The organism is Pseudomonas sp. PSPC3-2 (genome assembly GCF_049897085.1).
In the GTDB taxonomy this organism is placed as follows: Bacteria; Pseudomonadota; Gammaproteobacteria; order Pseudomonadales; family Pseudomonadaceae; genus Aquipseudomonas; species Aquipseudomonas paraveronii.
The window spans coordinates 963,690-978,173 of record NZ_JAFCVO010000001.1; the positions used below are offsets into that span (position 1 = coordinate 963,690).

The 14,484-nt window shown below is 61.4% G+C and carries 12 protein-coding genes and 2 tRNA genes; 2 read left to right on the forward strand and 12 right to left on the reverse strand.

The window, feature by feature from the left end:
• Window positions 1-115 precede the first annotated feature (115 nt).
• The 3 genes from sugE to rdgC all read right to left on the reverse strand — a co-directional run bounded on the left by sugE (window position 116) and on the right by rdgC (window position 2,515).
• Entirely contained in the window at window positions 116-430 is a 315-nt protein-coding gene (gene sugE, locus ACP7CJ_RS04530; protein ID WP_017136389.1) for a quaternary ammonium compound efflux SMR transporter SugE, read from the reverse strand.
• Between the two features lie 106 nt (window positions 431-536).
• Window positions 537-1,502, reverse strand: a complete 966-nt coding sequence (locus ACP7CJ_RS04535) for a bile acid:sodium symporter family protein (protein WP_276197284.1) — start codon at window positions 1,500-1,502, stop codon at window positions 537-539.
• A gap of 92 nt (window positions 1,503-1,594) precedes the next feature.
• Window positions 1,595-2,515 carry a recombination-associated protein RdgC gene (rdgC, locus tag ACP7CJ_RS04540; protein WP_276197285.1) on the reverse strand — a complete coding sequence of 307 codons (921 nt, stop codon included), beginning with the start codon at window positions 2,513-2,515 and terminating at the stop codon, window positions 1,595-1,597.
• A 159-nt stretch (window positions 2,516-2,674) separates the two neighbouring features.
• On the opposite strand from rdgC, the gene ACP7CJ_RS04545 reads away from it, so the two are divergent.
• Both ACP7CJ_RS04545 and ACP7CJ_RS04550 read left to right on the forward strand, forming a co-directional pair.
• Window positions 2,675-2,750, forward strand: a tRNA-Val gene (locus tag ACP7CJ_RS04545).
• A 19-nt stretch (window positions 2,751-2,769) separates the two neighbouring features.
• Window positions 2,770-2,846, forward strand: a tRNA-Asp gene (locus ACP7CJ_RS04550).
• Between the two features lie 210 nt (window positions 2,847-3,056).
• Here ACP7CJ_RS04550 and ACP7CJ_RS04555 read toward each other — a convergent pair.
• From ACP7CJ_RS04555 to ACP7CJ_RS04595, 9 genes are all read right to left on the reverse strand, one after another.
• The gene (locus tag ACP7CJ_RS04555) at window positions 3,057-3,812 is read right to left on the reverse strand and encodes an ABC transporter ATP-binding protein (RefSeq protein ID WP_276197286.1); all 756 of its coding nucleotides are present in this window, start codon (window positions 3,810-3,812) and stop codon (window positions 3,057-3,059) included.
• Window positions 3,806-4,852 (reverse strand): FecCD family ABC transporter permease, encoded by a 1,047-nt coding sequence (locus ACP7CJ_RS04560; RefSeq protein ID WP_276197287.1) that lies wholly within the window; start codon window positions 4,850-4,852, stop codon window positions 3,806-3,808. The genes ACP7CJ_RS04555 and ACP7CJ_RS04560 overlap by 7 nt, the downstream gene beginning before the upstream one ends.
• On the reverse strand, window positions 4,849-6,003 hold the full coding sequence (locus ACP7CJ_RS04565) for an ABC transporter substrate-binding protein (protein ID WP_426099375.1): 1,155 nt from the start codon (window positions 6,001-6,003) through the stop codon (window positions 4,849-4,851). The genes ACP7CJ_RS04560 and ACP7CJ_RS04565 overlap by 4 nt, the downstream gene beginning before the upstream one ends.
• 59 nt (window positions 6,004-6,062) lie before the next feature.
• Window positions 6,063-8,477, reverse strand: a complete 2,415-nt coding sequence (locus tag ACP7CJ_RS04570; RefSeq protein WP_426099373.1) for a TonB-dependent siderophore receptor — start codon at window positions 8,475-8,477, stop codon at window positions 6,063-6,065.
• 101 nt (window positions 8,478-8,578) lie between these two features.
• A complete protein-coding gene (locus ACP7CJ_RS04575; RefSeq protein WP_276197290.1) occupies window positions 8,579-9,556 on the reverse strand; it encodes a FecR domain-containing protein in 978 nt (325 codons plus the stop codon).
• Complete coding sequence (locus tag ACP7CJ_RS04580) at window positions 9,557-10,072, reverse strand: sigma-70 family RNA polymerase sigma factor (RefSeq protein WP_276197291.1); 516 nt, start codon at window positions 10,070-10,072, stop codon at window positions 9,557-9,559.
• A gap of 85 nt (window positions 10,073-10,157) precedes the next feature.
• Window positions 10,158-11,342 carry an aminotransferase class V-fold PLP-dependent enzyme gene (locus tag ACP7CJ_RS04585; protein ID WP_426099372.1) on the reverse strand — a complete coding sequence of 395 codons (1,185 nt, stop codon included), beginning with the start codon at window positions 11,340-11,342 and terminating at the stop codon, window positions 10,158-10,160.
• A 15-nt stretch (window positions 11,343-11,357) separates the two neighbouring features.
• Window positions 11,358-12,602 (reverse strand): MFS transporter, encoded by a 1,245-nt coding sequence (locus ACP7CJ_RS04590; protein ID WP_426099371.1) that lies wholly within the window; start codon window positions 12,600-12,602, stop codon window positions 11,358-11,360.
• Between the two features lie 16 nt (window positions 12,603-12,618).
• Complete coding sequence (locus tag ACP7CJ_RS04595; RefSeq protein ID WP_426099370.1) at window positions 12,619-14,469, reverse strand: IucA/IucC family protein; 1,851 nt, start codon at window positions 14,467-14,469, stop codon at window positions 12,619-12,621.
• Between the last annotated feature and the right edge of the window lie 15 nt (window positions 14,470-14,484).

Here is a 14,484-nt window from a genome sequence, read left to right on the forward strand (position 1 = left end):
CTGTGCTGGAGGTACTGGCCTCATCGGGGGCAAGCCCCCTCCCACACTAGACCGCGCTCGTCAGAACAACTCGGTCAAATGTGGGAGGGGGCTTGCCCCCGATGGCGGTAGCGGCCTAAGCGCTGATCTTAAGCCCCACAAGCCCGCAAATGATCAACGCCACACTGGCCAGCCGGAACAACGCCATGGATTCCCCAAACAGGATAATCCCGGCGATCACCGTGCCCACTGCACCCACGCCGGTCCAGATGGCGTAGGCGGTGCCCAGCGGCAATTCCTTCATGGCCAGCCCCAGCAGGCCGAGGCTGATGGCCATGGCGGCAATCGTCAGGGCGGTGGGCAGTGGCTTGCTGAAACCGTCGGTGTACTTCAAACCGACGGCCCAGCCGACTTCAAACAGCCCGGCGAAAAACAGAATGATCCAGGACATGATGACCTTCCTCTATAAAAGCGGGGTCGTCCCCTGATGTGTACGCGATAGCGTCGCGGGGTCGTCCCCGCAGCGCTCGGTAGAGTGCCGAAGATTGATCGGTCGATCAAGTTTTCGCGGTGTTCTCCAGTGCGCGGCGGTCTTCCTTTTCACTCATGCGGCGAAAGTACGTCGACAGCAGCGCCCCGGAAATATTGTGCCAGACGCTGAACAGCGCACTCGGCACCGCAGCCAGCGGTGAAAAATGCGCGCTGGCCAAGGCAGCGCCGAGCCCGGAGTTCTGCATGCCCACTTCCAACGCCAGCGACTTGCGTTGCGCCAACGGCAGCTTGAACAGGCGGCCGGTGAAGTAGCCCAGCACGTAACCGAAGCTGTTGTGCAGCATCACCACGGCCATGATCAGCAGGCCCGACTCGGCGATCTTCGCCTGGCTGGCGGCCACCACGGCGGCGACGATGATCACGATGCTGACCACCGACACCAGCGGCAGCACCTCCACCGCATGGCGGACCCGCTCGCCGAGCAGCCGTTGTGCGACGACGCCGAGCACGATCGGCAACAGCACCACTTGCAGGATCGACCAGAACAACTCCATGAACGACACCGGCAGCCAGGCCGAAGCCAGCAGCCAGATCAGCGCCGGGGTCAGCAGCGGGGCGAGGAGGGTGGTGACGGCGGCGATGGCCACCGACAGCGCCAAGTCGCCACGGGCCAGCCAGGTCATCACGTTCGACGAGGTGCCGCTTGGGCAGCAGCCGACCAGGATCACGCCGACGGCAATTTCGGGCGGCAGGTTGAAGGCCTGGCACAGCAACCAAGCCACGCCCGGCATGATCACAAAGTGCGCGACCACGCCCAGGGCCACGCGCCACGGATGGCGGGCGACTTCGGCGAAGTCTTCGAGTTTGAGGGTCAGCCCCATGCCGAACATCACCAGGCCCAGCAGCGGGACGATGGCGCTTTTCAGGCCGATGAACCAGCCGGGTTCGACGAAGGCCAGCACGGCAAAGATCAGCACCCAATAGGCGAAGGTATTGCCGACGAAGCGGCTCAAGGTGGCGAGTGCGCGCATGGGGAGGTCCTTTTTTGTGCGGTTTTTGAATCGCTATGCGATCAAATGTGGGAGGGAGCTAGCCCCCTCCCACAATGTGATCTTCACAAGGTTTAGATGCCCTGTGGGGTCTCTTCGCCGCCCAGGGCTTCGATCAGCGCCGGCAGGAATTCGCCGAAGGTCAGCATCATCAGGGTAAAGCTGGCGTCCAGTTGGCCCAGGGCTTCTTCGCCGCCGTCCTGTTCAGCCTGGTCCTGCAGCAGGTCTTCGAACTTCAGGCGCTTGACGGTCATCTTGTCGTCGAGCATGAAGGACAGCTTGTCCTGCCAGGCCAGCGACAGTTGGGTCACCACTTTGCCGGTGGTCAGGTGCAGCTGGATTTCTTCGCCGGTCAGGTCCTGGCGCTTGCAGCGCACGATGCCGCCGTCTTCGTGGGTGTCGCGCAGTTCGCATTCGTCGAGGACGAAGAAGTCATCGGCCGGTTTCTGGGTGGTGACCCAGTCGGTCATGATCGCGGTTGGCGCGGTTTTCACGGTGAGTGGACGCACCGGCAGGGTGCCGATCACTTCGCGCAGGGTCGACAGCAGGTCTTCGGCGCGTTTCGGGCTGGCCGAGTTGACGAGGATCAGGCCTTGTTTCGGCGCGATTGCGGCGAAGGTCGACGAGCGACGGATAAACGCACGCGGCAGGAAGGCCTGGATGATTTCATCCTTGATCTGGTCCCGTTCCTTTTTATAGACCTTGCGCATTTGCTCGGCTTCGATCTCTTCGACTTTCTCTTTCAGTGCGTCACGCACCACGCTACCCGGCAGGATGCGTTCTTCCTTGCGCGCAGCGATCAGCAGGAAGTCACCGCTGACGTGGACCAGGGGAGCGTCTTCGCCTTTACCGAAAGGCGCGACGAAACCGTAAGTGGTCAACTCCTGGCTTGCACAAGGGCGCGCCAGTTTGGTGGCCATTGCAGTTTCCAACGCCTCGGCATCAACAGGCAGATCTTGGGTCAGGCGATAGATAAGCAGGTTCTTGAACCACATGGGGTGAGTCTCTCCTTTATACAAAGGGGGGCATTATTGTCTTGATAGCGGCTGAGGCCAACCCTGCCTAAGCCATTGGAAGGGCTGAAAAAAAAGATTTAAGAAAGTGCTTGCCAGACCTTAGGTCGCTCCGTAGAATGCGCGCCACACCGAAACGAAGGGTGATTAGCTCAGCTGGGAGAGCATCTGCCTTACAAGCAGAGGGTCGGCGGTTCGATCCCGTCATCACCCACCATTCGCTTCATGTGTTACGCGCAGCGGTAGTTCAGTCGGTTAGAATACCGGCCTGTCACGCCGGGGGTCGCGGGTTCGAGTCCCGTCCGCTGCGCCATATTCGGTTACCTGGAACGCTGAACGCCAGGTCACCACAGAAAGCCCGCTCATTGAGCGGGCTTTTTTGTGCCTGGGATTCAGCTCGGCGATCCCAACGCCCGCCACGGTTTTTAAGTACACCGCTGGCACAGCCTTATCCGTTGACTGATGGGGATGGCCTTCGCACACCCGCTCGCCGTTCTGCAGATGGTTAGCGTTGGATACGCCGTCAAGTAATGCCGTCGATCAAAATATGTCGTTGTCCCTGACTGCACTGCTCAATCCGCGCCTCAACCTGGTACACCTCGCGCAGCATGCGTTCGGTGATCACCTCATGACTCGCGCCGCTGCCCTGTGCGGTGCCGTCGGCAATCACCAAGACCTGGTCGGCAAAGCGCAATGCCTGGTTCAGGTCATGCAGGGCGATGAACACGATGACCTGCTGTTTGCGGGCCAATGCGCCCATGAAGTTCAACACTTGCACCTGGCGATGCATATCGAGGGCGCTGGTGGGCTCGTCCATCAGCAGGATTTCCGGTTCGCGCACCAATGTCTGGGCGATGGACACCAGTTGCTGCTGGCCGCCGCTGAGTTCACCCAGGTTGCGAAAGGACAAGTCGCTGATGCCAAGGGCGTCGAGCATTTCGTCCACCAGGTTCAGTTCGTCATCGTGGACGGTCCATTGCGGTGACAATTGCTTGCGGGCCAGGAGCACCGACTCGTAGACCGTCAACCGCGCACTGGCATTCAAGCCCTGGGGCATGTAGCAAATGCCCTGCTTACCCTTTTTCGCGTCTTGCAGGATCACCTGCCCAGGTCCGTCGATCAGCCCGGCCATGCGCTTGAACAGCGTGGACTTGCCTGCGGCATTGGGCCCCACCACCGCGACCACTTGACCGCCGGTGAACGTGGCGGTGGTAACGCCACGGATGATCGTGCGCTCACCGTAGCGGGCACCCAGGTCTTCCAGCTGAATCGTCACCATGAGTTTTTCTTCCCGCTGAGGATCAGAGATATGAAGAACGGCACGCCGATCAATGAGGTGACCACCCCGATCGGGAAGATCGCGCCCGGGATCAGGGTTTTGCTCACCACCGAACTGGCGGACAGAATCAGTGCGCCGGTCAGCAGTGAGGCCGGCAGGAAGAAGCGCTGATCCTCGCCGATCAACATCCGCGCAATATGCGGGCCGACCAGCCCGATAAAGCCGATGGTGCCGACAAAGGCCACGGGGAACGAGGCGAGCAGGCTGACCATGATCAGCGTTTGAAAGCGCAGGCTGCGCACGTTGATGCCGAAACTGGCCGCCTTGTCGTCACCCAGTCGCAGCGCGGTCATGGCCCAGGCGCGTTTGGCAAAGATAGGCAGGGTGATCACGATTACCAGGCAGATCACCCCAAGTTTGGGCCAGGTGGCTTTGGTCAGGCTGCCCATGGTCCAGAACACCACGGCCGCCACGGCTTGCTCGGTGGCGAAAAACTGCACCAGGGCCAATAACGCGTTGAACGTGAACACCAGGGCGATACCCAGCAGCACGATGGTTTCAGCGGTGACCCCGCGACGCATGCTCAGGAAGTGAATCAGCAGCGCCGAGAGCATGGCCATGATGAACGCGTTCACCGGCACCATGTACTGCGCCGCCAACGGAAACAGGGCCACGCCAAACGCCAGGCCCATGGCGGCGCCAAAACTGGCGGCGGCGGAAATGCCCAGGGTGAAGGGGCTGGCCAGCGGGTTATTGAGGATGGTCTGCATCTGTGCCCCGGCCAGTGACAATGCCGCGCCGACTGCAACCGCCATCAGGGCGATCGGCAGGCGGATATCCCACATCACCACGCGAACCTGCGCCGGCGCAGTGTCGGGCGCCAATAGCGCACCGAGCACTTCGCTGAAGCTGTAGCTTGCTGGCCCCAGGGCCAGGTCAAGCAGCACACTGCACAGCAACAGCAGGACCAGGCCGCCGAGGATCAGGCGTTTGCGCAGGATCAGGTGACGGTAGGTGTCACGTTGGGTCACGGTGCTCATGGCTTGAGGCTCACGAAGTAACCCGGCTCATAGGGCACGGGCAGGAATCGCTCGTGCAACTCGCGAAACGAGGCTTCGGGGTCCAGGTCGGCAAACAGTGTCGGATGGAACCACTTGGCCAACTGCTGGATGGCCACGAACTGATAAGGGCTGTTGTAGAACTGATGCCAGATCGCATGGAACGCCTGGTTATCTTGCGCCTTGATGCCGGCATAGGCCGGGCGGTGGGTGTACCAGGCCAATTTGCGCCGGGCTTGCGCCATGTCGGCGCCGGGACCCACACCGACCCAATGGCCACCGGGGGCAAACGCTTCCCAGTTGGCACTGGTGATCACCACCTGTTCCGGGTTGGCGACGATCACCTGCTCGGGGTTCAACTGGCCGAAGGTGCTGGGGATGACGTTTCTGGCGATATTGTTGCCACCCGCCATATCGACGAAAAGACCAAAGTTTTCATTGCCGAAACTCAGGCAGCAATCGTCGGTGTAGCCACCTATGCGCTCGATGAATACGGCGGGTCGAGAAGGCTGCTGCGCGTTGATCACGTCGGTGACTCGGCGAATCTGCTGGTTGCGAAAGTCGATAAAGGCCTCGGCCCGCGCCTCTTTGCCAAACAGTTGGCCGAACAGGCGCATGGTGGGCTCGGTGTTTTGCATCGGATGGTTGCGAAAGTCGACGTACACCACCGCAATCCCCAGGGCGTCGAGTTTCTCGATATAACGGGCATCCTCGGTAGCGTGCTGGGCCTCGATATTGAGAATGATCACGTCAGGGTGCTGGGAGATGGCCTGCTCGATGTCGAAGGTGCCGTCTTCAAAACCGCCAAAGGTGGGGATGTTGGCGATGGCGGGGAATTTTTGCAGGTAAGCGCCATAGGTGTCCGGGTCGGACTGGATCAAGTCCTTGCGCCAGCCAACGATACGTTCGATGGGGTTTTGCGTATCCAGCGCGGCGACCAGGTACAGCTGGCGGCCTTCCCCCAGAATGACCCGCCGCACCGGCAGGTGCACCTTGACCTGGCGCCCAAGCAAATCAGTGACGGTGCTGCGCGTCGTATCCGGCTCGGCCGCCGTCGACTGCAGCGCCCACCCCAACAAACCAGCAAACAGCAGCGCGGCGAAGGCGTGGCTGCGTCGAACAATGGTAACCATGGTTAAAGCCTTTGCAGTGGTCGGGCCGGGTGGCGGGTCAGCGTGCCGGGCCGAAGGTTTCAGAAATCGACCGTGGTCGACAGTAGAAGGGTGCGTGGCGAGCCTTGAGAGAACGCACCATACGAGGCGACGCCCGACCAATATTCACGGTCGAACACGTTCTGTACCGTGGCGCGGAAGGTTGTCGGCCGCTGGACGATGCGCGTGCTGTAGCGCACACCCACGTCGAAGCGGGTCCAGGGATCCAGCTGTTGGGTGTTGGCCTGGTCCACGTATTGGCTGCCGGTGTAAAGCGCGCCGCTGGTCAGCGTCAGCCCCTCGACCCAGGGCACGTCCCACTCGGCCCAGAGGTTGGCTTGAACCTTGGGCACCCCCACCGGCCGATTGCCCCGGTTGGCCGTAACCCCGGTTTCGGTCAGTTGCGCATCCAACAGCATCACGCCGCCGAGCAGGCGCGTGCCCGGGCTGGCCTCGCCGGACACGTTCAGCTCCAGGCCCCGGTTACGCTGTTCGCCTTGTACCGAAAAGGTTGTGCCTGACAGCTCGCCGCTGGGTTTGGTGATCTGGAACAGCGCGAGTGTGGACATGACCGTGCCGTAGTCGAGCTTGACCCCGACCTCATGCTGGCGTGAGACGTAGGGGGCAAAGATCTGGCCTGCGTTCGAGGCCGTGGCTGGGGCGATATCGCCTTTGCTCAAGCCTTCGAGGTAGTTGTAGTAGAACGACACATGATCCCAAGGCCTGACAACTACCCCGAACAGCGGCGTAGTCTTGCCGTCGTCGTAAGCGGTGGTCACCGCACCTGCCTCGTTGTAGTTGTTGGAACGGATGGTCTGTTTGCGCAGGCCGGCAGTCACCTGCAGGCGCTGATCGAGCATCGACAAGGTGTCGGCAACCGCGACGCCGGACAATTCGGTCGCCGAGACTTTTGGCGTTGCAGGCGTGGCAATATCAACCTCGGGTCGCGCGATCGGGTGGTAAATGTTCGACAGCACCGGCGAGCCGGAAATGATGCCGCGCGACAACTCATCGCGATAGCGGGTGACTTGCAGCGTGGTGTTGTGGCTGATCGGCCCGGTGTCGAAGCGCAGTCGCGCGCCGGTGTCGACCGTGTAGCGCCGGACCTTGAATGTGTAATAGCCGGGGATCGACGAGGTGTCACCGGCGGCGTTGATGATGGTCGGGGTCTGGTCGGACAGGCGTGCCACGTTCGACTTCCCACCGCCGGCATGGGCGAACAAAGTCAGTGTGTCACTCACGTCATACTCGCCACCCAGCAATGCCGATTCATCGCGGGTTTTGGACCAGCCCCAATCCTGGCTGACGTTGGTCCGCCCGTTGGCGGCGTGGGGAATAGGTACCCCAGGATCGATCAGAAAAGGCCGTGAGGCCGCGTCAAATTGCTCTTTCTGGGCGATCAGGTCCAGGCTGGTGCGCAGGCGATCTCCCTGGTAATCCAGGGAGATGGCACTTACACCGATGTCCCGTGATTGCTCGTCGATCACGGTGTCACCCTGCTGCACACTGCCATTGACGCGCACGCCGAATCGACGGTCCTCGCCAAACCGTCGACTCAGGTCGATGTGGGTGCCCAATTGTAGGTCTTGGGCATAACTGGCAGTGACCCGAGTCAGGTCATCGTCCAGGGAGCGCTTGGGGACTACGTTGATCACGCCACCGACGGCGCTGTTGGGTGACATGCCGTAGAGGAGGGCGCCGGGGCCTTTGACCACTTCGATGCGCTCGGCGTAGTCGGTGAACACCCGGTAATTGGAGGCCACGCCGTACACCCCGTCGAACGCCAGTTCCCCGAGGTTGCCTTCGCCCACCGGAAAGCCGCGGATGAAGAATGAATCGACTATGCCCCCCGTCTGGCCGGTGGAGCGGACTGAGGCGTCGCGTTCCAGCACGTCGCCCACGGTGGTCGCCTGTTGGTCTTTGATCAATGAGGCGGTATAGGTGCTGAGGCTGAAGGGGGCGTCCATCACATCCGTATTGCCGAGCAGGCCGAGACGCCCGCCCTCGGCCACCTGGCCGCCCGGATACACCGGCGGCAGGCTATCGGTATGCTTTTCTGGAGCATCCACCGTGGTAGCCGATAGCGTCACCCTGCGCAGTGCCAGGGTGTAGCTGCCATCGCTGCGTAACACCATCTCCAGGCCACTGCCTTCGAGCAAGCGCGTGACGGCTTCTTGTGTCGAGTAGGTCCCGCGTAGCTCAGGGCTGACCAGGCCTTCGGTGATCGACGGCTGGAATGACAGGGCAATGTCGGCGTCCACGGCAACGTTTGAGAGCGTCGCGCCGAGTGGGCCTGGGGCAATGTGGTAGGCACGCAGAGCGACCGAGTCCAATGGTGCTGGCGCACCCGCCAAGGCCTGCAGGCACACGGCACCGGCCAGCAACAGGCTGAGCAATACGCCACGCACCATCGGTTTGAACGGACGAGCCGGACGCTGGGGCCGTGCTACGAGCATGAAAGGATGACCCAGTGGACGAGAGGAAAAGGCTGTTCCTACCTTTGCCAGCCGAAATCGAAAAAAGTATCACCCCGGCTGCAGTTTATTTTTACGCGAGATCAGGCAGGAGACAGGGTGACCCAATAACCGCGCAAATGGCTGCTCGCCAGCACGGGGTAGGTGTGTACCAGCATGTTCAAGGTGCGATCGGTATCACTGATTGGAAAGGCCCCGGAAATGCGCAGGTCGGCGATCGAGGGATCACAGCGTAGGAAGCCTCTGCGGTAGCGCGTCAGTTCCGCGACGAAATCGGCCAGGCGCATCTTGTCAGCCATTAACATGCCTCGGGTCCATGAGCCAATGTCGCGATCCGTGGGCGTCAGGCTGCCAAAGGTCTGTGAGGAGAAGTCTGTGCGCTGCCCGGCGTTGACGATCAGCGGCGGGGTCTGGCGGTTATCGGCCAATATCACGCTCACCGCGCCGTCGAGCACCGCGAGGTGAGTGCGTGGGCTCAATTCCCGAACGGTAAAGCGTGTACCCAGCGCCTGCATGCGCCCCTGGCGAGTGCTGATCAGGAAAGGTCGGGGCAGGGTGGCCGTGTCCACGGCGGTCTGCACCAGGATTTCGCCTTCGCGCAGGTGAATAAGCCGTTGGCGGTCGTCGAACACTACGTCGATGGCGGTTTCGGTGTTCAGGGTGATACGCGAGCCATCGGCCAGGGTCAGTTCGCGGCGCTGGCCAACGTCGGTGCGGTAGTCCGCTGACCATTGCTGCGATTGCGCCAGCTTCCAACTTCCCCAACCCACAGGCATCACCGCCAGCAGGATCGCCAGCTTGCCCAAGGCCGCGCGACGCTCCGGGCTGTTCGGCCGGTCCAGCGCCGACATCGCCAGGGAGGGCGGCAGGCCGCCTAACTTGCTCTGCAGCAATTGCGCACGCGACCACGCGCGATCATGCTCGGGGCTGCTGACCTTCCAGCGTTCCCATTCGGCGCGTTCGTGTTCGCTCAATTCGCGCTCGCTCAAGCGCATCAGCCACTCGGCGGCTTCTTCGAGTACCTGAGGGGCCAGGGGCGGTTCCTTGCGCAGGCCGAGCATTCACTCCACCAGCATCAGGCATTGTATGAAGGCCTGCTTCATGTAGCGCTTGACGGTGATCAGCGATACACCCAATTGCTCGGCGATGTCGTCGTACTTGAGGCCGTTGATCTGCGACAGCAGGAAGGCGCGTTTGACCTGCGGCGCAAGGGTATCGAGCATGGCGTCGATTTCGTACAGGGTTTCCAGCACCACGAAGTGTGCCTCGGGCGACGGCGCTTCGTGGGTGGGCACGTTCGCCAGTGCATCCAGGTAGGCGCGTTCCAGTGCCTTGCGCTGGTACCAGTTGATCAGAATGCCCTTGGCCACGCAGCTCAAGTAAGCCCGTGGCTGGTCGATCACCGTGATGTGTGAGGCCAGGATCCGGGTGAAGGTGTCCTGCGCCAGATCCGCCGCGTCCATGGCGTTCCCCAGTTTTCTCTTCAGCGTGGCGTACAGCCAGCCGTGATGCCCGCTGTACAGGGCCTCGATGGCGCGCAGGTGATTGAGGTGATTCGCGGAGGAGGTTTCGCTCATGGCGGCAGGTTTGTTTGTAATTGAGAAGTATTCCCAATGCTAATTGACAAACCGACTTGAGCGCAAGCGCGATCGTATCCCGTGATCAGGCGTATGACAGGCGTATCAAGGCGTCAATCAGTGTGTCGATTTCAGCTTCGGTGTTGTAGGCGTGAAGTGACGCACGGCTGACTTCAAGCAAGCCCCGATGCTGCATGTCGAGCAGGGTCGAGCCCGCCGTCGAGGTGCTCACGTTGATGCGTTTGGGTTGCGCCGCGAGCCACTGTTGAGCCTGCGCGGCGCTGTTGTGCCGGTGACTGAAGGTGACGATGCCGGACTTTACACGGCCCAGGTCCTGCGGGGTGATATCCGCTACTTCGGTCATTCGGTGGCGCAAGTAGCCCGCCAGGTGCTGGATGCGCTGCCACATCGGTTTGATGCCCTGCGCCAACGCATACTCCACTGCCGCACCCAGGCCCAGCTTGGCCGCGACGTTGCACTCCCAATTTTCAAAGCGTCGGGCATCCGTGCGAATTTTAAAGCTATCCGCCGTGAGCAACGAGGCCGCATGCAGGTCAAGAAACGCCGGCTCCAGGCGCTGGCACAGGGACTGCTCGACGTACAGGAACCCCATGCCCCTGGGGCCGCGCAGGTATTTTCGACTGGTGGCGGCGAGCATGTGGCAGCCGATTTTTTGCACATCGATCGGCACCTGCCCCACCCCCTGGCAAGCGTCCAGCAAGAACAACACACCCGCCGCCCGGGCGAGGGCGCCGATCTGTTCGACGGGTTGTACCGGCCCACCGTTGGTGGCGATCATCGGCAGCGATACCAGCGCGACGTGCTCGTCTTCGAGCATTGCCGCCAAGGCCACCAGGCACACCTGGCCCTGTTCATCGTTGGGAAGTACCCGGATCTCGATCCCGCGCTGCTGCCTCAATTGCAGGTACGGGATGTAGTTGCCGGCGTATTCGGTCATTGATGTCAGCACGACGTCACCGGGCTTCAGCGCCAGTGAATAGAAGGCCATGTCCCAGGCTCGGGTGGCGTTTTCGACCACCGCGATTTCATCGGGGCGTGCATTGATCAGGCGTCCGATGGCGCCGTAGACATTCTCCAGTTCAGGCACGCATTGGGCGGCCGCTTCATACCCGCCGATGCGGGCTTCCCGTTGCAGGTGCCTGGTCATGACCTGGATAACCGGGTCAGGCATCAGCGCTGCACCGGCATTATTGAAATGGATCAGTTGCTCGACACCCGGAGTGTCAGCGCGCAGTTGTTCAACGTTCAAAACACAACTCCTTGTTCAGTCGCTGCCCGCAATGCGATTGGAGGGCGCGGCCACCGACCAGTACCGCAACGCAAGCATGGGTATCAGCGCCACTGCATAGGCCAGGCACACGAAAAGATAGGTGTATTGCAGGCCGTAGACCTGGCTCAGCAAGCCACCGATGGAAATGCCGGCAATCGAGGCGAATTGCGCGGTACTTTGCGCAATGCCCAGAACGTAGCCTTGCCGCGAGCTGTCGGCGGTTTTCGAGATCAATGCCATCAGCACGGGGGTGGTCGCTCCCAGCAGTACCCCCCAAATGAAGTAGGCGACGATAAATACCACGGGATTGCGCGTAACGCCTGCCACGGCGGTCAATGCGATGCAGCCCATGACGATGTAGGTGATGCGTTGCAGCGTTTCTTGTTGCGAGCGATGCTCGAAGTAGCGCGACCATGCCGTCGCCGTCAGGATGAAGCCCAGCGCCAGCAGCCCGTAGCACAGGCCGACCACTGAGTTGCTGACCTCGAACGTCGAGCTGACGTACAGCGAGAATGACGTCTGCGGCAGCATGCGTGCCAGCAGCAAAATCCCCATGACGCACAGCAGCGACAGCAGCGGAGAACCGCGCCACACGCGGCCGGTGCCTGCGGCTGGAGTGCTGGCGCTGACCGTCGGGGTTTTTTGCACCGGGGGCACATCCGGTAACGTCACGGCGGCTATTACGGTACAGAGGGCGCATAGCACCGAGGCGACGATGTTGATCCAGAAAAACGTCGCGTAATCGAGGATCATGCCGCCAACGACCGCACCCAACAGTGAGCCCACATTGGTCGATATTTGCAGGATCGCAAACAACCGGGCCCGTCGCGACGGGGCTTCGATACTGACCCCGTAAGCCTGCGCGGGGGCGATGTAGCCGGCAAATGCGCCCTGCAGAAAACGCAGGACCAGGATTACCCATATGTCACTGAAAAGCGCTAGCCCCAGCTGGGTCAAGGACAACCCCGCGAGTGCGCGGATCATCATCCATTTGTGGCCGTAGCGATCGCCGATACGGCCCCAGAATGCGCTGGTCAGCATGATGCCCAGCATCGGCCCGACGTACACGGCGATGCTGGCGAAGCTGAATACCGACTCCGAGGCGGCCAGCCCGCGCAGGTGCACGGGCCAGAACGGCCCGCTCATTTCCATCGCGCCCATAGAGACCAGCTGGATCGCGAACAGAAGGTAAATAAGGATTCTTACACTCGAACCCTGGACGGCACCTGCTTGGGACATGAGACGGCCTCGGCGATTAAACGGCAGCTAGCGGGTTGGTCAGGGTGTGCTGCAAACGGTAGTTGGCATACTGCATCAGGTGCATGCGTAACAACGAACGGGTCGGCCACGGGTCCTCGACAAAGGCCTGGCGCTCCACTTCCCACAGCTGCGGCGATACCCGCTCGCGCACCGCAGCAAAGGCGTTCTCGGTTTCCTCGCGCAATACCGTCCACAGGCGTGTGTTGTCCATTTCGTACTCCTTGGTCAGCCACAGGGCCATTTCATGCAGGTGCGTGAGAAACGCGGCATCGAGCACAAACATGCGCACCGGTTCGATATCGCCGACAAACACCGTCGGCAGAATGCCAGGCTGCACATGCGGCTGTAAGGTATAGCCGCGCTCTTCCAGCAGCGGAGCGTAGGTCCGGCCATCGCCAAAATCGCGGATCAGCAGGCTACGTGGCAGGCCGTCGGGCGAGAACAACACCATGGTGTTCTGTTGGTGCGCTTCAAGGCCGATACCGTACAGCAGATAGATCGCCACCACGGGATGGGTGACGACTTTGGCGTATTGGCGAAACCAGTTCTCTACGTTGGAGGCGCTGGCACGCACCCCGTCACGTTCGATCAGGTCGGTAAACAGTGGCCGACCGCTGCCCGGCAAACGGGTGAACAACGAAGCCACTGTAATTGGCAAGCGATCATCGCTGCGTTCGAACGCTTGCCGGCTGGCACGAAACACCACGGACAGGTGTTTGCCCGGTACGTCGTCCTGGGTGATTGCGTGTCTGTAGCGCACGCCGATTTCTTCCGGGAAGATTTCCAGCTGCTGGTCGAAACCCTTTTCGGCTTCCAAAATTTGCGTGATCAGCGTGCTGATGCGCGGTCCCATATGGATCGACTTGGCTTGCAGGCTGCGCAACTCGCTGGTCATCCACAACGCGATGGGCAACTTGATCAGCGGCGCAGCGTGGTCCAACACCGGCATCATCGTGCGGTATGACATGGTCGGCAGCGTCTGGATATCCGGCCCCTCAGTGATCAGGAGGCCTTCTTCGATTTCCGCAGCAAACGTCTTGAGCACATACGCCTGCAAATGCCAGGCATGAATCGGCAGTGGCAGCCATTGCGTTTCATCCAGACCTTTACCGTTGAGCGCCGCCTTCCATTGTTCCCAGTGCGCCGGGAAGTTGCTGGCGAACCAGCTGTGGTAGCTGGTCACGTGAGGCATGCTTTCACTTTTGGCCATGTCGGCTCGCAAGGCGGCAATCCGCAGGGGAACCTGGGCGTTGAACTCCGGAGACAGCTGCTCGACCTCTGCGTCGCTCAACCCGGGGCGGGCTTTCCAGGTCGGGTAGTAGGGGTGGCCTTCCAGCGAGCCCCACTGATCCAGCAGGATGGCGGCGTCCTTGGTACTCGAGTGGTGGCGCAGGTAATCGGTCAGGCTGGTGAGCCCCTGGTTTTGAGCGGCCTGGGCCAGGCGTGCGTTCCAGTGTTGGCGATACTGGCGTGCGTGGGCGTCGTTCAGCAGGCTGTTTTCCATATCCGACTTGAGCCCGGCCACGCCTTCGTCGCTGGGCTCGAAGTCGAAGCTGTCACGCAGTACATCCAGCAGGTCCTGGTGGCTGGTGATCACCTGGCGCACGCCCTCGGCCGTCAGCAGTACCACGTCACCGTCATTGACCAGTGTGTCGGCCGGCCCCAGCGCAATCTCGGAGAAAAACAGCTGCGCACCGCTCTGCTTGAGCGGGTAGGTGGCCTGGTGGCCCCCGTGGGTAAACGCCAGCGCTGCACGATCCAGAATATTTTCCGCAAACAAGCAACGAATCAGCCGGCGCAGGGCGTTCTTGCGGGAGTAGGCGATCAAGGTTTTGAGGTCATCCATATCAGCTATCTGCTC